General features: G+C 68.5%; 19 protein-coding genes and 1 riboswitch. Of the genes, 5 read left to right on the top strand and 14 right to left on the bottom strand.

Annotated features, from left to right (window positions below):
• Window positions 1-2: 2 nt before the first annotated feature.
• The 14 genes from AC1RRP_RS17335 to AC1RRP_RS17270 are packed head-to-tail and all read right to left on the bottom strand — an operon-like array spanning window position 3 to window position 13,949.
• Window positions 3-548, bottom strand: a complete 546-nt coding sequence (locus AC1RRP_RS17335) for a histidine phosphatase family protein (RefSeq protein WP_493038375.1) — start codon at window positions 546-548, stop codon at window positions 3-5.
• Window positions 545-1,351, bottom strand: coding sequence for an adenosylcobinamide-GDP ribazoletransferase (locus AC1RRP_RS17330; protein WP_493038584.1), 807 nt, complete (start codon window positions 1,349-1,351; stop codon window positions 545-547). The genes AC1RRP_RS17335 and AC1RRP_RS17330 overlap by 4 nt, the downstream gene beginning before the upstream one ends.
• Window positions 1,352-1,366: 15 nt before the next feature.
• Window positions 1,367-2,407, bottom strand: a complete 1,041-nt coding sequence (cobT, locus tag AC1RRP_RS17325; protein WP_493038374.1) for a nicotinate-nucleotide--dimethylbenzimidazole phosphoribosyltransferase — start codon at window positions 2,405-2,407, stop codon at window positions 1,367-1,369.
• Window positions 2,408-2,411: 4 nt separating this feature from the next.
• Window positions 2,412-3,941 carry a cobyric acid synthase gene (locus tag AC1RRP_RS17320; protein ID WP_493038372.1) on the bottom strand — a complete coding sequence of 510 codons (1,530 nt, stop codon included), beginning with the start codon at window positions 3,939-3,941 and terminating at the stop codon, window positions 2,412-2,414.
• Entirely contained in the window at window positions 3,938-4,945 is a 1,008-nt protein-coding gene (locus AC1RRP_RS17315; protein ID WP_493038370.1) for an aminotransferase class I/II-fold pyridoxal phosphate-dependent enzyme, read from the bottom strand. The genes AC1RRP_RS17320 and AC1RRP_RS17315 overlap by 4 nt, the downstream gene beginning before the upstream one ends.
• On the bottom strand, window positions 4,942-5,898 hold the full coding sequence (gene cbiB, locus AC1RRP_RS17310; RefSeq protein ID WP_493038582.1) for an adenosylcobinamide-phosphate synthase CbiB: 957 nt from the start codon (window positions 5,896-5,898) through the stop codon (window positions 4,942-4,944). The genes AC1RRP_RS17315 and cbiB overlap by 4 nt, the downstream gene beginning before the upstream one ends.
• A 46-nt stretch (window positions 5,899-5,944) precedes the next feature.
• Complete coding sequence (gene cobO, locus AC1RRP_RS17305) at window positions 5,945-6,514, bottom strand: cob(I)yrinic acid a,c-diamide adenosyltransferase (protein ID WP_493038368.1); 570 nt, start codon at window positions 6,512-6,514, stop codon at window positions 5,945-5,947.
• Between the two features lie 13 nt (window positions 6,515-6,527).
• Window positions 6,528-7,319: an ABC transporter ATP-binding protein gene (locus tag AC1RRP_RS17300; protein ID WP_493038366.1), complete on the bottom strand. Its 792-nt coding sequence runs from the start codon at window positions 7,317-7,319 to the stop codon at window positions 6,528-6,530.
• Window positions 7,316-8,395 carry a FecCD family ABC transporter permease gene (locus tag AC1RRP_RS17295; protein ID WP_493038364.1) on the bottom strand — a complete coding sequence of 360 codons (1,080 nt, stop codon included), beginning with the start codon at window positions 8,393-8,395 and terminating at the stop codon, window positions 7,316-7,318. The genes AC1RRP_RS17300 and AC1RRP_RS17295 overlap by 4 nt, the downstream gene beginning before the upstream one ends.
• Complete coding sequence (locus AC1RRP_RS17290; RefSeq protein ID WP_493038362.1) at window positions 8,392-9,258, bottom strand: ABC transporter substrate-binding protein; 867 nt, start codon at window positions 9,256-9,258, stop codon at window positions 8,392-8,394. The genes AC1RRP_RS17295 and AC1RRP_RS17290 overlap by 4 nt, the downstream gene beginning before the upstream one ends.
• Window positions 9,255-9,821, bottom strand: coding sequence for a bifunctional adenosylcobinamide kinase/adenosylcobinamide-phosphate guanylyltransferase (locus tag AC1RRP_RS17285; protein ID WP_493038360.1), 567 nt, complete (start codon window positions 9,819-9,821; stop codon window positions 9,255-9,257). Before AC1RRP_RS17285 ends, AC1RRP_RS17290 begins: the two co-directional genes overlap by 4 nt.
• Window positions 9,818-10,708, bottom strand: coding sequence for an ABC transporter substrate-binding protein (locus AC1RRP_RS17280; RefSeq protein ID WP_493038580.1), 891 nt, complete (start codon window positions 10,706-10,708; stop codon window positions 9,818-9,820). The genes AC1RRP_RS17285 and AC1RRP_RS17280 overlap by 4 nt, the downstream gene beginning before the upstream one ends.
• Before the next feature lie 5 nt (window positions 10,709-10,713).
• The gene (locus AC1RRP_RS17275) at window positions 10,714-12,072 is read right to left on the bottom strand and encodes a cobyrinic acid a,c-diamide synthase CobB (protein WP_493038358.1); all 1,359 of its coding nucleotides are present in this window, start codon (window positions 12,070-12,072) and stop codon (window positions 10,714-10,716) included.
• 5 nt (window positions 12,073-12,077) lie between these two features.
• Window positions 12,078-13,949, bottom strand: coding sequence for a TonB-dependent receptor domain-containing protein (locus AC1RRP_RS17270; RefSeq protein ID WP_493038356.1), 1,872 nt, complete (start codon window positions 13,947-13,949; stop codon window positions 12,078-12,080).
• Window positions 13,950-14,018: 69 nt separating this feature from the next.
• Window positions 14,019-14,254: riboswitch (cobalamin riboswitch) on the bottom strand.
• Window positions 14,255-14,291: 37 nt separating this feature from the next.
• On the opposite strand from AC1RRP_RS17270, the gene AC1RRP_RS17265 reads away from it, so the two are divergent.
• The 5 genes from AC1RRP_RS17265 to AC1RRP_RS17245 all read left to right on the top strand — a co-directional run bounded on the left by AC1RRP_RS17265 (window position 14,292) and on the right by AC1RRP_RS17245 (window position 18,483).
• A complete protein-coding gene (locus tag AC1RRP_RS17265; protein ID WP_493038354.1) occupies window positions 14,292-14,522 on the top strand; it encodes a DUF904 domain-containing protein in 231 nt (76 codons plus the stop codon).
• Entirely contained in the window at window positions 14,519-14,860 is a 342-nt protein-coding gene (locus AC1RRP_RS17260) for a cell division protein ZapA (RefSeq protein ID WP_493038353.1), read from the top strand. Before AC1RRP_RS17265 ends, AC1RRP_RS17260 begins: the two co-directional genes overlap by 4 nt.
• A 374-nt stretch (window positions 14,861-15,234) precedes the next feature.
• On the top strand, window positions 15,235-16,035 hold the full coding sequence (locus AC1RRP_RS17255; RefSeq protein ID WP_493038351.1) for a sulfite exporter TauE/SafE family protein: 801 nt from the start codon (window positions 15,235-15,237) through the stop codon (window positions 16,033-16,035).
• A gap of 89 nt (window positions 16,036-16,124) precedes the next feature.
• Window positions 16,125-17,063, top strand: coding sequence for a methionyl-tRNA formyltransferase (locus AC1RRP_RS17250; protein ID WP_493038349.1), 939 nt, complete (start codon window positions 16,125-16,127; stop codon window positions 17,061-17,063).
• Window positions 17,064-17,460: 397 nt separating this feature from the next.
• Window positions 17,461-18,483 carry a Bug family tripartite tricarboxylate transporter substrate binding protein gene (locus AC1RRP_RS17245; protein ID WP_493038347.1) on the top strand — a complete coding sequence of 341 codons (1,023 nt, stop codon included), beginning with the start codon at window positions 17,461-17,463 and terminating at the stop codon, window positions 18,481-18,483.
• Window positions 18,484-18,518 lie beyond the last annotated feature (35 nt).

The following is an 18,518-nucleotide window of genomic DNA, read 5'->3' as shown; positions in this document are numbered from 1 at the left end:
GCTCAGAGTTCGAGCGCCTGCCACTCGCCCCACCCCGCCACGTCCCGCGGCCACTGCGGCGCCTGATCGAGCGTGACGAGCCCCTGATCCAGCAGGGCCATGGCGCGCAGCACGCCGGCGTGCGTGACCCAGGCGGCGTCCTGTCCCTGTGTCTGCACCTCGGCACGCACGGCGGCCACGCGCTGCAGCAATTCGTTGACGCTCTCGCGGCCACCGAAACGCGCGGCACCGAAGTTGGCGGTCCAGTCATCAAAGGCCTTACGCGGAATGTCGTCCCAACGCACCCCCTCCCAGCAACCGAAATCCAGCTCGGCCAGACGCGCGTCGGTGCGCAGTTGCAGGTCCGGGCGCAAAGCCCGCAGCTGTTCGGCCAGTGCGCTGCAACGCTGCAGCGGCGATGTCCAGAGCGTGAGGCCCGGCGGCAGCAAAGGCGCCAGCTGCGCGGCGCAGTCGCGCGTGTGGGCCGCATCGGCCGGCATGTCGCTGACGCCGTAGCAGACCCCTGCCGCGACCAGCGGGCGCGCGTGCCGGACGAGCCAGAGCTTCACAGGGTCAAGGCCACCGCCAGGCCGAGATAGATGGCGATCTCGCAGACCTGCTGCGTCGCCCCCAGGCCGTCGCCCGTGTAGCCCTGCAGGCGGCGCGCCAGCAGGCGCCACATCCAGAGCCAGGCCAGCACGGCCGCGAGGCCGCCGCCGATCCAGAGCCGGGTGTCGGGCAACCACCACCAGGCCAGGGCCACGGCGGCGACCGCCCAGAGCGTGGCCACCAGCAAGCCGGCAACGCTGATCTGGTCGGCCAGGGGCTTGGACTTGGAGCGTGCCGTGTCGCCCACATGCGGCAGCAGGCGGATCAGCCACAGCGGTGTGAAGCGCGAGAGCACATGGGCAAAGAACAGCGCGCCGCAGGCCAGGGCTGGATCGGCCTCGCCCAGCAGGGCCAGCAGCGCGACCTTGAGCAGCAGCGCCAGCACCAGGGCCAGCGCACCGAAGGCGCCGACGCGCGAGTCCTTCATGATGTCCAGCGCGCGTTCGCGGTCGTGAGACCCGCCCAGGCCGTCGGCCAGGTCGCCCAGGCCGTCTTCATGGAAGGCGCCCGTGAGCAGCACCGTGAACACCGTGACCAGCACCGCCAACACCAGCGGCGTGTAGCTGCCGTCGGGCAGCGCACGCGCCAGGGCCGCATAGAGCAGGGCCGACAGCCCGCCCACGAGCCAGCCCACACCGGGGAAATGCGCGGCCGACTTGCGCAGCATCCCGGGGCTGTAGCCCACCCATAGGGCGAGCCGGCCCGTGACGGGCACACGTGTGAAGAACTGCAGGGCCAACAGGTAGTGGCGGATGAAGGTCATGATCAGCGTTGTCATTCAGGCCGACTTTTCCGAGACACCGGCCGATTCGAAACTGGCCATCTCGCGCAGCATGGTGCAGGCCGAGACCAGCAGCGGCCAGGCCAGGGCCGCGCCCGAACCTTCACCCAGGCGCAGGCCCAGGTCCAGCAGGGGCCGGGCTTGCATCTGCGCGAGCATCAGCGCATGGCCGCGCTCGCCCGAGCGGTGGGCAAACACGCAGCGCTGCAAGACGGCGGGCGCCAGGCGGCTGGCCACCAGCACCGCCGAACTGGCGATGAAGCCATCGACCACGATGACCCGGCGCTCGGCCGCGGCCTGCAGCACGGCGCCCACGAGCGTGGCGATCTCGAAACCACCGAAGGCTGCGAGGACATCAAGCGGTGTCTGCACGTCCGCATGCCTGAGCAACACCTCGCGCAGCACCGTGGTCTTGCGGGCCACGGCCTCGGTGTCCAGGCCGGTGCCGGCGCCCGTGCAGTCGGCGATGTCCAGGTTCGCCAGGCGTGCGAGCAGCAGCGAAGCGGCCGAGGTATTGCCTATGCCCATCTCGCCGAGCAGCAGCGCATTGCCCGGCAGGTCCTTGACAATCTGCACGCCATTGGCCAGGGCCTGGTGGCATTGCGCCACCGTCATGGCCGGGCCCGCGGAAGCGTCGGCGGTGCCAGGTGCCACCTTGTAATTCAGCAAGCCGGGACGCGGCGCAAAATCGTGGCGCACACCGCAATCCGCCACGCTCAACGCGATGCCGTGCTGGCGCGCCAGCACGCTGACGCAGGCGCCACCAGCGAGAAAGTTCTCCACCATCTGCCAGGTCACGTCGCTCGGGAAGGCCGAGACACCGCGTGCGGCCAGGCCGTGGTCACCGGCGCAGACCAGCATCTGCGGGGACTTCAACTCGGGCGTTTCGCTGCCCAGGATCAAGCCGAGCTGCAGCGCCAGGGTTTCCAGCTGGCCCAGGGAGCCCGGGGGTTTGGTCTTCTGGTCGATCTTGTGCTGCAGGCGCTGCGCGAGTGCGGTGTCGTGCAGGTCGGGGATGGAAGGCAAGGTGAAGTTCATAAGTTCAGTCAGCAATCAGCGCGTCGAGCACGCCGGGTTCGAAATGTTCGTCGATGAAATCGGCCATACGCTCGAAGACGGCTTCCAGCGTGGACACCTGGGCGCCGAAGAGTGCGTGCAGCGCCGCCGGGTCCTCGAACAGGCCGTGCAGGTAGAGGCCCAGCACATTGCCGGCCCCGTTCTGCCAGGCCAGGCCGGGCACGGGGACACGCGCCACATCACCCGCGGCCGCCATGGCCGGGTGCTGCGCGGTCTGGCCATGGTGGATCTCGTAACCCTGCACGGCCACGCCCGAGAGCGCAGCCCAGGGGCCGGTCACGTCGCCAAAGGTGGCGCGCGTGCGCTGCACGGTCTTGGCCGGCTCGAAGGCCGTCACCAGGGGCAGCAGGCCCAGGCCGGGCGCGTTGCCGTCGATGCCGTGCGTGTCGATCAGCGCCTCGCCCAGCATCTGCAGGCCACCGCAGACGCCCAGCACCGCCCTGCCCTGCGCGGCGTGCGCGGCGATGGCATGGTCCAGGCCCTGGGTGCGCAGCCAGGCCAGGTCACCGCTGGTGTGCTTGGAGCCGGGCAGGATGATCCAGTCCGCGCCCTGCAGCTCGGCCGGGTTGCGCACCCAGCGCAGCTGTACGCCGGGCACGTTCTTGAGCGGCTGGAATTCGTCAAGGTTGCTGATGCGCGGATAGGCCACGACAGCGATGCGCGTGTGGATCTCGCCGCTGCCGGTATGGCGGTCGTCGAAGACACCGTCTTCTTCCGGCAGGCCGTGCTGCCACCACATGGGCAGCGTGGCCACGGTAGGCACACCGGTGAGCTCCTGCAGCTGTTGCGGGCCGGGGGCGAGCAAGCTCGCGTCGCCGCGGAACTTGTTGAGCACGAAACCGTGGATCAGTTTGCGGTCGGCCTCGGGCAAAAGCGCCCAGGTGCCGTAGAGGTGCGCGAAGGCGCCGCCGCGGTCGATGTCGGTGACCAGCAGGCAGCGCGCCCCGGTGTGTCGCGCCACGCGCAGGTTGACGATGTCGCTGCCCATGAGGTTGATCTCGGCCGGCGAGCCCGCACCTTCGATCACCACCACGTCGTTCTCGGCCATCAACGCATCAAGCGCGCGTGCCACGGCGGGCCAGACCTTCTCGCTGCGGCCACGCCAGTCCATGCGGGTCAGCGCCTCGTCCACCTGGCCCAGCAGCACGACCTGGCTGTGGGTGTCGCGCTCGGGCTTGAGCAGCAAGGGGTTCATGCGCACGTCGGGCTCGGCCCTGGCGGCCAGGGCCTGGAAATACTGGGCCGAACCGATCTCGCCGCCGGCGTTGGGCCGCTGGGCCGCCCCAAGGCCCAACACGGCCCCCTCGGGGGGCAGCGAGGACACGCCAGTGCCGAGCGTGGGGGCAACAACCCGCGCGTTGTTGCTCATGTTCTGCGCCTTGAAGGGCGCCACCTTCAGGCCCATGCGCGCGTAGTGACGGCACAGGGCCGTGGTCAGCCAGCTCTTGCCCGCGCCGCTGGTCGTGCCCAGCACCATGACGGCCTTGGCTCTCATGTAGCGACCTTTCCGTGTTCGGTGATCTGGCGCCACGCCTCGCGCAAGGCATCCTGCGCAGCGGGGGGCAAAACGCTCAGCCTGAGCTGGCCGGGCAGACCGAAGGACGTGGCGTCCCTCAGCTTGATGCCCTGCGCGCGCAATTGCTGCAGGGCTTGCGTGAGCGCCTCGCCTTGCAGTTCAGGCCGGGCGCAAAAGTAGTTGGCCAGGCTGGGCGTGCAGGTCCAGCCCAGGGACTCGCACAACGTGATCTGCCGCGCCTTCCAGCTGCGCAAGGTCTCCAGGCTGTCGCGCAACCAGGCTTGTGTCTCGGCTTGAACCCAGACCTGCAGCAGCGCCACACCCTGCGCGCCCAGCGGCCAGGAGGGGCACAGGGCTTCGAGTTGCGCCATGGCCTTGTGCGCGCCCAGCGGGGCGATCACGTAGGCGGCGCGCACACCGGTCAGGCCCAAGGCCTTGTTGGGTGTCCAGAGTTGCCACACACGCATGAGCTGTTCCTGGGTCAGCGTGGGCGTTCCCTCCAGTCGCAGGGGTTCGTAGGCACGGTCGAGCACACAGACCGTTGTGGCCTGCACCAGCGCGGCCAGACCGTCCTGCGCCCTGCCCTGCGGGCTCGAAGGTTCACAGGCCCAGGCCAGGCCGGCCTGATGTGCCTGTTCCACGGTCTGCAGGCCCCAGGCCAAGGCGGCCGCGGCGTAGTCACCGTAGTGCTGCGGCGGCAGCCACACCTGGCGGGTGCCTTGCTGCGCCGCCCAGGCGCTGATGCGATGGATGAACTCGCTGGCGCTGGCCGCCAGCAGCACCCGCTCGGGTGCCACGCCGTGCCAGGCCGCGAGTTGCGTGCGCAGGTCGGCGTAGGTCGGATCGGGGTAACGCGTGACATCGGCCGCGCGCACCGCTGCCAGCGCCGACGGACAGGGGCCGCAACCATGGCTGTTGCTGGAAAAATCGTGCAGCGGCACACCGAACGCGTCGGGGCCGCCATGCAGTCGCGGGGCGGTCATGCGTGGGCCTCCGCCAGCGCATACCCCATGCCCAGCAAGGTGGCCCAGGCCAGCACGAGCAGCAGCCACAGCACCTGTTCGCCCAGCAGGGCCGCACGCGCCGTGTCTTCGGCCTGCACCGCGCGGCCGCTTTCGTGCAGCACATAGACGCCGGGCTTGCGCAGCTGCACACCCAGGGCCAGGGCCATGGCGGCCATGGGCCAGCCGCTGTTGGGCGACGGCGTGCGCCGCGCCTGCTGGCGCAGCGCGCGCAGGGAGGGGCCACCGCTGTGCACCAGCAGCAGCAGCACGGCCGTCAGCCGCGCGGGCAACCAGGACAAGACATCGTCCGCACGCGCGGCCCATTTGCCAGCCCAGGACCAGTCGCGCCCCTGGTAGACACCGCGGTAGCCCCACATGGCATCGGCGGTATTGGCAAACCGGTAGAGCGCCGCACCGGGCAGGCCCAGCAGCAGGAACCAGAAGATGGGGGCCACGACCGAATCGTTGAGGTTCTCGGCCAGGGACTCGATGGCGCTTTCGCGCACTTCCTCGACGCTGAGGTTTGTGACATCGCGGCTGACCAGCCAGGCCAGGCGCTCCCGCCCGGCCTCCAGCGACTTGCCCAGGGCCTGCTCCACGGCGAGCACCTCCCGGCGCAGCAGGGACCAGGCCAGCAGCGGCTTGAGCAGCACACCCAGCAACAGCGCCGTCACCAGCCCATGCCAGTCCAGTGCCCAGGCCTGCAGCAGGGACGCGGCCATGAAGACCACGATGGCGCCCAGGCCCCAGGCCAGGGCCCCGAGCCGGAAACGCGACCAGTCGGCATCGCGACCCACCCATTCGCGTTGCGGCGCGATGCGCGCGCCGATCCAGCCCAGGTAACGCCCCATCCACACCACCGGGTGCCACCATGCCGGGGGCTCGCCCAGATAGCGGTCCACCAGCAGGGCCAGCCACAGGGCGCTGGCCATCAACAGCAGGACGCTGGGTGCGAGGGGTTCGGGCCAGAGCAGCACGTCAGTCCTCGATGCCGCGCTGGGCCGGAATGCCCGCGTTGAAAGCGTGTTTGATCTTGCCCATCTCGGTCACGGTGTCGGCCAGTTCGATGATCTCGGGCGGGCAGCGCCGACCGGTCAGCACCACGTGCACTTCCTTCGGCCTTGCGCGCAGGGTGGCCAGTACATCGTCCAGCGGCAGCCAGCCGTAGATCAGCGGGTAGGTGATCTCGTCGAGGATGACGAGGAACAGCTCACCGCCGAGGATGCTGGCCTTGGCGCGCTCCCAGCCGTCGCGCGCGAGCTGGGCCGAATGTTCCAGGTCCTGGCTCTTCCAGCTGAAACCGTCGCCCAGGCCTTCGATCGGAATGCCGAGCTGCTCGAACATGCGGTGCTCGCCGAAGCGCGCGCTCGGCACCTTCATGAACTGGTAGATCTTGACGGCCTTGCCGCGGCCGTGCGCGCGCAGGGCCAGGCCGAAGGCCGCCGTGCTCTTGCCCTTGCCGTCACCGGTGTTGACGATGACCAGGCCGCGACGTTCGCCTTCGGGTTTTTCGTAGGGTTTCGTGCTGGGTGGAGTTTCGATCTGCATGGTTTTTATGTGCTTAAATTTTAGGCAAGGAAATCCACTGGTCGTCAAGGCGACGGATGTGGATGCGCTGGTCGAACACGGCTTCGAGCGCGCGGTGCGTGCCGGCGTCCTCGCAGGCGCCGTGGTGGGCGATCCGGCCCGCGGCCATCACGACCAGTTCATCGGCCTGCAGGGCCAGCGAGAGCTCGTGCAGCACGCTGACCACGGTGCGGCCCTGGCGCACCAGTTCGCGCACCAGCAGCAGCCAGTCCACCTGGTGCGGCGGGTCCAGGTTGGCCAGGGGTTCGTCCATGAGCAGCACCTGGGCCTGCACGGCCAGAGCGCGCGCCAGCAGCACCCGCTGGCGTTCGCCGCCCGAGAGCTGGCCCAGCGGGCGATGGCGCCAGTCCCAGGCCTGGGTGGCGCGCAGGGCCTGCTCCACGGCCGCGTGGTCGGCCGCGCTGGGCGCGCTGAGCCAGGGCTGGTGCGGCAGGCGGCCGAGCATGGCCACGTCCCAGACGATCAGGTCATCGGCCGAGCTTTCGTTCTGCCCCAGCCAGGCGAGCTGGCGCGCCCGCGCGCGTTGCGGCAAGGCCAGAAGCGGCTGGCCCAGCAGCGCCACGCTGCCCTGATGCCGCAGCAGGCCAGCCAGGCACTTGAGCAGGGTGGATTTGCCCGCGCCGTTGGGGCCGACGATGCTGGTCCAGCGGCCTGCCGCGATGTTGAGCGACACGCCGTGCAGCACCGGTGTGCGGGCCAGGCCATGGCCCAACTGCACCTCGATGGCCTCGGCGTAGAGGGCCGGGGTGTGGATCGTCGCGTTCATGCGGGGCTCCCGCTGCGGGCGATGCCGCGGTGCATCAGCCACAGCAGGTAACCACCGCCCAGCACGGCCGTGAGCACACCCACGGGCAGCTCCTGCGGGGCGATGAGCCAACGGGCCAGGGTGTCGGCCGCCATCAACAACACACCACCCGCCAGGCTGGAGAGCAACATGAGGTGGCCGTGCGTGGTCTTGACGATGGAGCGCACCAGGTGCGGCGCGGCCAGGCCCACAAAAGCGATCAAACCGGTCTGCGCCACGGCCGTGCCTGTGGCCAGCGCCAGCACGGCGACCAGGGCCGCACGCATGGGCGCCACCGGCAGGCCCAGGCTGATGGCCGTGGCGTCCCCCAGGCTCAAGCCGTCGAGCACACGCGCCAGCAGCCGGGCGGCCAGCGCGCACAGGCACCACACGCCGGCCATCAGCACACAGGAGGTCCAGCCCACAAAAGCCGTGGAGCCGAGCATGAAGGCCTGCATGGCCTGCAGGGAGTCGGGCGAGAACAGCAGCACCAGCTGCGTCATGGCGCCCAGCACCACCCCCACCACCACGCCGGCCAGCAGCAGGCGCAGGGTGTGGCCCACGCCGCGCGAGAGCACCAGGGTCAGCAGCACCGCGAACACGGCGCCGATGAAGGCCGCGCCCGTGAGCCCCAGGCGCACCCAGACGCTGCTGGAGAACACGCTGACGGCCACGCCGCTGTTCATCATGTTGCCGCCCCCGAGCATGCCCGCCGCGCCCCCGAGCGCGGCCAGTGCCAGCGCCACGCCCAGCGCGGCACCGGAAGCGCTGCCCAACAGATAGGGATCGGCCAGCGGGTTGCGAAACAGCCCCTGCGCCACGGCGCCGGCCAGGCCCAGCAAGGCACCTGCGGCCCAGGCGCCCAGCGTACGCGGCAAACGGATGTCCCAGACGATCTGTTGCGCCATGGCGGTCTGCCCCGGGTCCACGGTCGGGTGCAACAGAGGTTGCAGCAGGTTTTCGAAACCGGCGCTGCCCACACAGATGCCCAGCGCCGCCAGGCCGAGGGCCAGCAGGATGCTGAGCAGGATCGCCCAGGCCACGCGCGGCTGCTTCACGGTCTGGCTCCTGTGACGGCCTTGGCCTCCAGGCAGCGGGCCATGAGGCGCGCGGCTTCGGCCATGCGGGGCCCGGGGCGCACCAGCACATCGGCCTCTTCGGCGGGGAAGATGCACACGCGCCGCTCACGCAAGGCGCGCATCCCTTGCCAGCCGGGCCGGCTCATCAAGCCATCGGCGCTGCGCTGGCCGATCATGATGAGGTCGGGATCGGCGCGCACGATGTACTCGGGGTTGAGCTTGGGGAAGGGCCCGAGCCTGGCAGGCACGATGTTCTGCACGCCCAGGCGCGCCAGGGTCTCGCCGATGAAGGACGATTCGCTGGCCGCGTAGGGCCCGGGGTTGACCTCGAAATAGACCTTCACGCCGCGCACGCCGGCCGGCAGCGACTGGGCCGCGGCCGACACGCCGGCGTCGATGGCACGCCAGATGCGTGCCGTGTCGGGCACTTCCAGCAGCTGGCCCAGCTTGAACATCACGCGCTGCACGTCCTTGTGGCTCTTGGGCTCCAGCGCCAGCACCTTGAGCCCCAGGGCCTCCAGCCGGTCGCGTGCGCGTGAGGACTTGGCCATGAGTACCACGTCGGGCTTGAGGGCCACGATGAGTTCGATGTTCGGGTCCAGGCCGCCGCCCAGCTGGGGCAGCTTCTGCAAGGAGGCCGGGTAGTTGGAGTACCGGTCCACCCCGACGAGGCGATGGCACTGGCCCAGCTCGCAGACGGTTTCACTCAGCGAAGGCAGCAGGCTGACGATGCGCTGCGGCGGCTGCGCCCATGTGACCAGCACGCCGCGGTCGTCGGTGATCTGCAATGCCGCAGCCGGCAGGCCCAAGGCCAGCAAGAGGCAGCCGAGCAGGCGGTTCATGGCGTTCCTTTCAGCGTGAGCGGCAGGCCGGCGGCCATGAAGGTCACCCGCTCGCAGACGCGGGCAAGGTCCTGGTTGAGACGGCCCAGGGTGTCGACGAAGTCGCGCACCTCGCGCCCCAGGGGGATCACGCCCAGGCCGATCTCGTTGCCGACCAGAACCACCGGACCCGGGGCCGCGCGCAGGGCCTGCAGCATGGCTTCGATGGGCGGCTCGCCGGCCACACCGCTGGCCGGCATGAGGTGGTTGGTGAGCCACAGGGTCAGGCAGTCCACCACGATCAGCGTGTCGGCGCGGCTGTGTGCGGCCAGTACTTCGGCCAGTTGCAGCGGTTCTTCGACGGTCAACAGGCCCGGCACGCGCAGGGCACGTTCGCGCTGGTGGTGGGCGATGCGCTCGCGCATCTCCGTATCACCCGCATGGGCGGTGGCGATCAGCACGGCGCAGTGCTGTGGCGATTGCGCCAGCCAGGTGCGCGCCAGGGTTTCAGCACGGCGCGACTTGCCGCTGCGCTGGCCGCCGAGGATGAGTTCGCTGCGGGCGATTGCCAAGGGCATGGTCATGAGCCATCTCCCGCGCCGCCGGGCCGCCCCAAGGCGCGGACGGCCCCCTCGGGGGGCAGCGAGGACACGTCAGTGCCGAGCGTGGGGGCCTGTGAATCGCTCCACTGTTGAATGATGCGATGCATCCGGGCCACGCCATCGGTCAGCGCGGCCGGGCCGGGCTGCAGGATGTCGGCCGACTTGATCTCGAACAGCTGCTGGTGCTTCACGGCCGGCACGTCCTGCCAGCCGGGCCGCGCCGCCACCTTCTCGGGGCGGAACTTCTTGCCGCACCAGGAGCCGATGATGATGTCGGGCGCGCGGCGCGCGATCTCCAGCGGATCGGCCACGATGCGCTGCTTGCCCATGGACTGCAGGGCCAGTTCGGGAAAGATGTCGTCGCCCCCGGCGATGCCCATGAGCTCGGAGACCCAGCGGATGGCGCTGATGGGCGGCTCGTCCCACTCTTCGAAGTACACACGCGGGCGGCGCGGCAAGGCGGCCGCAGCCGTTCGGATGTCGTCCAGGCCCTGCCGCAGGGCCGCGATGCGCTGTGTGCCCTGCTCCACCTGCCCCACCATGGCGGCCACCTGGTACATCATGGAAAAGACCTCGTCCACGCTGCGCTGGTTGAACACCGTGACCTGGATGCCCTTGCGGATGAGCTCGGTGGCGATGTCGGCCTGCAGGTCGGAAAAGCCGAACACGCAGTCGGGCTGCAGCGCGACGATCTGCTCGATCCTGGCGCTCAGGAAGGCACTGATCCTGGGTTTCTCTTCGCGTGCGCGGCGCGGCCGCACGGTGTAGCCCGAGATGCCGACGATGCGCCGTTCCTCGCCCAGCAGGTAGAGCCACTCGGTGGTCTCCTCGGTCAGGCAGACGATGCGCTGCGGGCCGGGTGAAGACATTCCGCTCATGCGACCAGCTCCTCGGGCAACGGCAGGCCCACACTGAACAGCCGTCCCACCAGGGCCGGATCGGAGGGGAACCAGGCGTGGAAGTAGCTGGCCCCGATGGAGCCGTGCTGGTACACCGCCTCGCCCGCCCCGGCCGCAACCGCCTGGGCGGGCCGCGTGGTGCGCAGCCGGGGCTGCAGCGCTGTCTCGCAGGTCGAATAGTGGAAGGTGTGGCCGCGCAACTGCCCCGCCCCGGTCTCCAGGGCCTGCGGGCCCAATGCCGCCAGGCGTTTTTGCAGGGTGACCGAGCCGGGCAGCAGGCCCCAGAGTTCATGCGTGACGCCCGCACCATCGGTGAGCCGATCGAACAGGGCCATCATGCCGCCGCATTCGGCCCACAAGGGCTTGTGCGCCGCCACGTGGGCGCGCAGGCTGTCGCGCAGACCCTGGTTGGCGCCCAGGCGCGCGGCGTGCAACTCCGGATAACCGCCAGGCAGCCAGACGGCGTCGCAATCAGGCAAGGCGTGGTCGGCCAGCGGCGAGAAGAAGACCACGCGTGCCCCCAGCTGCTGCAGGCAGTCGACGTTGGCGGCATAGATGAAGCAGAAGGCGGCGTCGCTGGCCACCGCCACCGTCTGGCCTTCCAGCAGCGCAGGCTGGGGGGCTCGTACCTCGGGCACCGGAAAGTCCACGCCCCAGCGCTGGCGCAGTTCGTCCAGCGTCAGGCGACCCAGCGGGGTGTCAGCCAGGGCATCGGCTGCGGCGTCCAGCCGCTGCTGCGCGTCGCTCAGCTCGGTGGCTGCGACCAGACCCAGATGGCGTTCGGGCAGCACCAGGGCTGCGCTGCGTTGCATGGCACCGAGCCAGTGCTGCGGCTCGCGCAGGCCCTGCTGCAGCATCTCGGCGTGGCGCGCGCTGCCCACGCGGTTGGCGAGCACGCCGGCCCAGCGCAGGCCCGGCTGGTAGTGCTGCAGGCCGTAGGCCAGCGCGCCGAAGGTGCCGGCCATGGCCGAGGCGTCGATCACCGCGAGCACCGGCAGGCCGAAGTGCCGGGCCAGGTCGGCCGCGCTGGGCTGGCCGTCGTACAGGCCCATGACGCCCTCGACGAGGATGAGGTCGGCCTCCCGCGCCGCCTGGGCCAGGCGCGCGCGGCAGTCGGCCTCGCCGGTCATCCACAGGTCCAGCTGGTGCACGGGGGCACCGGTGGCCAGGGTGTGCCAGAACGGGTCCAGAAAATCCGGCCCGCACTTGAAGACCCGCACCCGCCGCCCCTGGCGGGCATGCAGGCGCGCCAGCGCGGCCGTGACGGTGGTCTTGCCCTGGCCCGAGGCCGGGGCGGCGACCAGGACGGCCGGGCAACGCAGGACTTCGGACATGGTGGTCATTGTGCCGCCGCAGGGGCGGCAAGCGGAGTTGCAGCCGCCGGGCCCGGTGCCCAGGTCAGTGAGACGAAAAGCGAGCGGCCCGGCGTGGCGTAGGTGCTGGCCAGCTGGTACGGCGCGTCCGTGGCGTTGTCCAGCCGCATCAGGACCGACCAGTCGCGGGCCAGCTGGGCCCGGGCGTGCAGGTTGAACAGCACGTAACCGGGCAGCACGGTGGTGTTGGCGGCCGTGTCATAGCGCATGCCCGAGAGCTGGGACTCGGCGCCATAGGTCCAGCGGCCCTGGCGCGTGTCCGCGCCCAGCGTGGCGTGCTGGTTCGAGCGGCGCGCCAGCATGAGGCCGGTGTTGCCGTCGCGCGGGTCCTGAATATCGAGGGAGGCGCGCAGATTCACGTCCTCGACGCGTTGACGGCCCGAGAAGGTCACGCCCTTGTATTCCGCCCGAGCCACATTGCCATAACAGCCGTTGGGGCTGTTGGGGCAGCCCGGGTTGCTGTTGGCGTAGACGATCAGGTTGTCGACCATGTTGCGATAGGCCACCACGCCCCAGCTGGTCGTGCCCGCGCTGTAACGCGCACCCATTTCCAGGTTGCGGCTGCTCTCGGGCTGCAGGGTGGACACACCGTAGATGCTGAACCGCTGGTACAGCGTGGGCGCGCGAAAGGCCGTGCCGCCCGAGGCGGTCAGGCGCCACTGCGGCGTCAGGGCATAGCCATACGCGACGCTGCCCGTGTTCTGGAGGCCGAACTCGCTGTCCTGGTCCTGGCGCGCCTGCAACTGCAGGGTGTGCTGCCTGCCGCTGAAGCCATACCCCAGGGCGAGGCCGTTGAGCGCACGGGCGGTCGTCGCGGGGGTGGTGCTGCTGTTGTCCAGCTGGTCCTCGCGCCGCTCCAGGGCAGCCGTGAAGAGCTGGGGGCCGACGCGGTATTCGTTCTGGAACAGGTAGCCCCGCTGCTGGGTGATGGACTTGGAGACCGACGGCTCCGTCTCGTAGCGGTTGCGCGCATCGGTGGCGCTCAGGCGCGTGCTGTAGGCCCCGGTCCATTGCGCCAGCCAGTTCAGGCCCATGGTCTGCAACTGGTGCAGGCTCTTGTCGTCCCTGGCCGAGGTGTCGTACGAAGAGTTCATGTTGCTCGACAGCCCGGTGGCTTCGACCCGCTGGGTCGGCGTGATCTGCCAGCCCAGACGGGCGTTGGCGGACTGGCGGTTGTAGCCATCATCGTCACCGTTCTGGGCTGCGACGGGCCGGGCATTGAAACCCTTGCTGCTCTCGTCACCCAGGCCCAGGGCGTAGTCGAAGGCCTCGTGGCTGCCGCTGAAGCCGGCCTCGGTCTTGCGTGTGCTGTAGGTTCCCACACCGGTGCTGACAAAGGGCGAGAAGCCGCCCTCCCCCTTGCGCGTGAAGATCTGGATCACGCCGCTCATGGCGTCCGCGCCGTAGACCGCGCCGGCCGGGCCGCGCAGGACCTCGATGCGGTCGATCAGTGCCAGGGGAATGTTTTCCCAGGGCGCGCCGCCGCTGCCCGATTGCGTGTCCACGCGCACGCCGTCGATGAAAACCGCCGTGTAGCGCGTTTCGCCGCCGCGGATGAACAGGCTGGTCGTGGTGCCGGGGCCGCCGTTGCGCGCCAGCTCGATGCCGGGCACGCGCGCCAGGATGTCCGGCAAGGTGCCGGCACCGCTGCGCTCGATGTCTTCGCGGTCGAGCACGCTGACGTCGGCCACCAGGTCGCTCAAGGGTTGTGCCGTGCGGTTGGCCGTGACCACGGTTTCGCCCAGCAGCGCCACGGTCTGGGCCTGTGCAGAGAAGGAAAGGAATGCAGCGGCCAGCACCAGCCAGGCCGGGCGCGCGTACGAAGAACAGTTGTTCATGATGAAGAAAGGAACCGGAGCCCTCACCGTCTTCCCCGACAGTGCATGGGCGGCACGGCGTCACGCAGGCGCGACACCACTTGATTGGCCGGTATCCGGGCTGATGGAAACAACCTCCATCGCCTTCCCGGATGCTTGTTCAGGGCATCCAGTGGCTGATTGATGAAAGCGGAGCCTTGCGGCTCGTCCACTTACCGTTGCGGGGGCAGCGCAGGTTGGGCTCACCATGACGGCTCACCTTCCTGCTTCCCGTTGAACTGCGGCATGTGAACCACACCGCGAGCACCAACGTTGTAGATTTTACGTTCGAAATCTTGCGTAAACCCTACAATGGCTTGATCTATGTCGAACCCGTCCCAAATCGAGCAACTGGTCGAGCGTGTCGAGCGTCTGCTCGTGCGCCATGAGGAACTGCAGCGCACCAACGAGCTGCTGACCGACCAGATCGACGAATTGACAGCCGAACGCGACCAGCTCAAGTCCCGCCTGGGTGCTGCGCGTTCCCGCGTGGATGCGCTGCTCGAGCGCCTGTCCGAGCCGGCTGAAAACGACGGCCACAAGGACGCCGCATGAAACAGCTCGAAGTGCAGATCATGGGGCAGAGCTACCTGCTGGGCTGCCCCGAAGGCGGCGAGACCAGCTTGCTGGATGCCGTGGAACGTGTGGACACCGCCATGTGCAAGATCCGCGACGCCGGCAAGGTCAAGGCGCGCGACCGCATCGCCGTGCTGGCGGCGCTGAACCTGGCCTTCGAGCTGAGCGACCGCGGCGCTGCCGCCCCTGCTCCCGCCCCCGCGCCGCGTACGACGCCGCTCATCGCCAGCGGCAATGGCGCCGACGGCGACGCCGTGCTGGGTGCGCTGATCGGGCGGCTCGATGCGGCGCTGGGCCAGGACGGCCAGCTGATCTAAGCCCCCCGTGGCTGGCCCACTGCGTGTGGCCAGGCCTCCCACCCTCAAGGGGGCGACACCGGCGGCCCGGCCTAGCCGGTTCCACGGTGTCCTGCGTCAAAGCCCCGCACACGTCGCTTCACGCAAGAATCGCCAACGTCTTTTGGGCATCCAACTACAATCAACAGGTCTGCAATGCCATCGGGCTTTAAATTCCTTGAACCAATGCTCATTGAGCCCGGGCTTGGAAATTGCCTGGCTAGCGTGATCGTCTCGCGTCAGATGAACCCAAAGCCAACGCTGACCTCGCCCACCTGAACCCCGGTTCAGGATGCGGCCTGGTGGCACTTGCAGACACCTACATTCCGCGGCGCGCCCTTCTCAGAAATTCCCCGATGATCCTTGAACCCCAGTTGATTGTTGAACTGGCCCTGATGGGCGTGTGTGCAGGTTTCCTCGCAGGCCTGCTGGGCATCGGCGGGGGCATGATCATGGTGCCCTTCATGACCATCATCCTGGAGTCCAAGGACTTCCCGGCCGAGTACGTGGTCAAGATGGCAGTCGCGACCTCGCTGGCCACGATCTGCTTCACCTCGCTCTCCTCGGTGCGCGCGCACCACAAGCACGGCGCCGTGCTCTGGCCGGTGGCGCGCCTGCTGGCGCCGGGCATCGTGCTCGGCGGCCTGATCGGCGCGCAGATCGCCGCGGCCCTGCCCACGCGGGTGCTGGGCATGGTGTTCTCGCTCTTCATCGCCTACTCGGCCACGCAGATGTTCATCGACCGCAAGCCCAAGCCCTCGCGCACGCTGCCCGGCGGCCTGGGCATGTTCGGCATGGGCAATGTGATCGGCCTGCTGTCCTCGGTGGTGGGCGCCGGCGGCGCCTTCGTCTCGGTACCCTTCATGACCTGGTGCAACGTCAAGATCCACCAGGCCGTGGCCACCTCGGCGGCGCTGGGCTTTCCGATCGCGCTGGCCGGCACGCTGGGCTACATCTGGGCCGGGCGCGACCTGCCGGACATGCCGCCGGGCGCCTTCGGTTACCTCTACCTGCCCGGTCTGCTGGTGATCGCCACGGCCAGCATCCTGACGGCCCCGCTGGGCGCGCGCACCGCACACCGCATGGATATCCGGCCGCTCAAGCGCGCCTTCGCCGTGGTGCTCTACCTGCTGGCGGCCTATTTCCTGATGCGTTGAAGTCGCCCGGCTGATAGGTCGGCCCTGTAAGCCACGGATAATCCGGCTTCCATAAGCTCGCACTGAATTTCCGAGGAGACAAGAAAACCATGCGTATCGCCATCATCGGCCAACAGGATTTCGGCAAGGCCGTGCTCGAAGCCTTCCTGGCGCGCGGCGACACCGTTGCCGGCGTGTTCTGCAAACCCGAGAAGCCGGGTGAGAAGCCTGATGCCCTGCGTGCCGCCGCCGAAGCGGCCGGCCTGAAGGTCTTCCAGCTCCCCAGCCTCAAGAGCCCCGAGGCTGAAGCCGCCCTGCGCGACCTGAACGTCGACCTGGGCATCATGGCCTATGTGCTGCAGTTCGCACCGCAGTCCTTCGTGCGCATCCCCAGGCACGGCACCATCCAGTACCACCCCTCGCTGTTGCCGAAGTACCGCGGTCCGTCATCCATCAACTGGCCGATCGCCCGCGGCGACAGCGAGACCGGCCTCACCATCTTCCGCCCGACCGACGGCCTGGACGAGGGCCCGGTGATACTGCAGAAGCGCTGCCCCATCGGCCCCGACGACACGCTGGGTGACGTCTACTTCAAGCACCTCTTCCCGCAGGGCGTGGCCGCCATGCTGGAGGCCGCCGATCTGGTGGTGGCCGGCAAGCACGCCGAAGTGGCGCAGGACGAAAGCCTGGCCAGCTATGAAGGCTGGTTCAAGGCCGAGGAGTCGAAGATCAACTGGGCCAACCATGTGGACCAGGTCTACAACCTGATCCGTGCCTGCAACCCGGCGCCGGGCGCCTGGTGCGAACTCGGCGGCGTGAAGGTCTCGATCTACGACTGCCGCAAGCATCCCGTGCGCACCTTCGGCGCGGTGCGCGGCAAGCCCGGCGAGATCGTGCAGGTCACCGAGCAGTCCCTCTTCATCTACGCCCAGGGCGGCACGATCGAGGTGCTGCGCCTCAAGCCCGAAGGCGGGAAGAAGATGGAAGCCGGCGAATTCGCGCGCAGCCACGGCCTGCAGCCGGCCGGCGAAAAAAAGAGCGCCGGCTGAACGCGGCCTCGCACCCTGCTTCACCTCACACGGGCAGCCAGCGGCTGCCCGTTTTGTTTCGGTGTGCGTCAACAGACATAAGAGGCCGTTGATGCGTATCCGAGTGAAAGTTTATGTTCAAGGCCTCGCGACCGGAGTAGCATGCAGGGCTGCGTACACGCGAGGAATGCATCAAAAAAAATGCGGGCGCAGGCTCGCAACAGCGCTGCGAGCGTACGCAATATCCCCACTCGTAGAAACCCTAGGGCCCGCGAAAAATTCTGAAAAGTTGACCGCAATCAAGAGCAAATTCGCGAGAAAATTTCACAGTAGAAGCACGTCGATTGCTGCAAGGTAATCGAGAGGCTAACGCAGAGTGGTCTTAATCGGCAAACGTTCCATCAACAGGAGACAAGAGATGAAGAGCTTTCAAGCCAAACTGAAAACCAGGGTCGTGGCCGCAGCCACGGCCGTCATCGCCGCGGCCGGGCTGAGCGCCTCGCTGCCGGTCATGGCATGGGAACCGACCAAGCCGGTTGAGTTCGTGGTGCCCGCCGGTACGGGCGGTGGTGCCGACCAGATGGCCCGCCTGATGCAGGGCATCATCGTCAAGCACAAGCTGATGAACCAGTCCCTGATCGTCGTGAACAAGTCCGGCGGCGCTGGCGCCGAAGGCTTCCTCTCGGTCAAGGAAGCCAAGGGCGACCCGCACAAGATCATCATCACCCTGTCCAACCTGTTCACCACGCCCCTGGCCACCGGTGTTCCCTTCAACTGGAAGGAAATGACGCCCGTCTCCATGATGGCGCTGGACCAGTTCGTGCTGTGGACCAATGCCGAGAAGCCGTACAAGACGGCCAAGGAGTACCTGGACGCCGTGAAGGCCGCCGGCCCGAACAAGTTCAAGATGGGCGGCACCGGATCCAAGCAGGAAGACCAGATCCTGACCGTGGGCATGGAAAAGGCCACCGGCACCAAGTTCATCTACATCCCCTTCAAGGGGGGTGGTGAGGTGGCTGTGCAGCTCGTCGGCGGCCACGTCGATTCGAGCGTGAACAACCCGGCCGAAGCCGTTGCCCAGTGGCGCGCCGGCAAGCTGCGTGCCCTGTGCGTGTTCGACGACGTCCGCATGCCCTACAAGGCCAAGGTGACCGACACCCAGTCCTGGAACGACATCCCGACCTGCAAGGAAGCTGGCGTGCCGGCTGACTACGTCATGCTGCGCGGCATCTTCGCCGCCCCCGGCATCACGGCTGACCAGCTCAAGTACTACGTCGACCTGCTCAAGAAGGTCCGCGAGACTCCGGACTGGAAGGAATACATGGAAAAGGGTGCCTTCAACCAGACCACCATGAGTGGCGCGGACTTCAACAAGTGGCTCACCGCTGCTGAGAATACCCACCGCGACCTCATGAAGGAAGCTGGCTTCCTGGCCAAGTAAGCCCAAAACCATCCGCGGGTCCGGCCTCATGCCGG

This window comes from Hylemonella sp. GW821-FHT12C09, from assembly GCF_058807395.1.
Note: the sequence above shows the minus strand (reverse complement) of the source record. Positions and strands in the feature narration are given on the sequence as shown.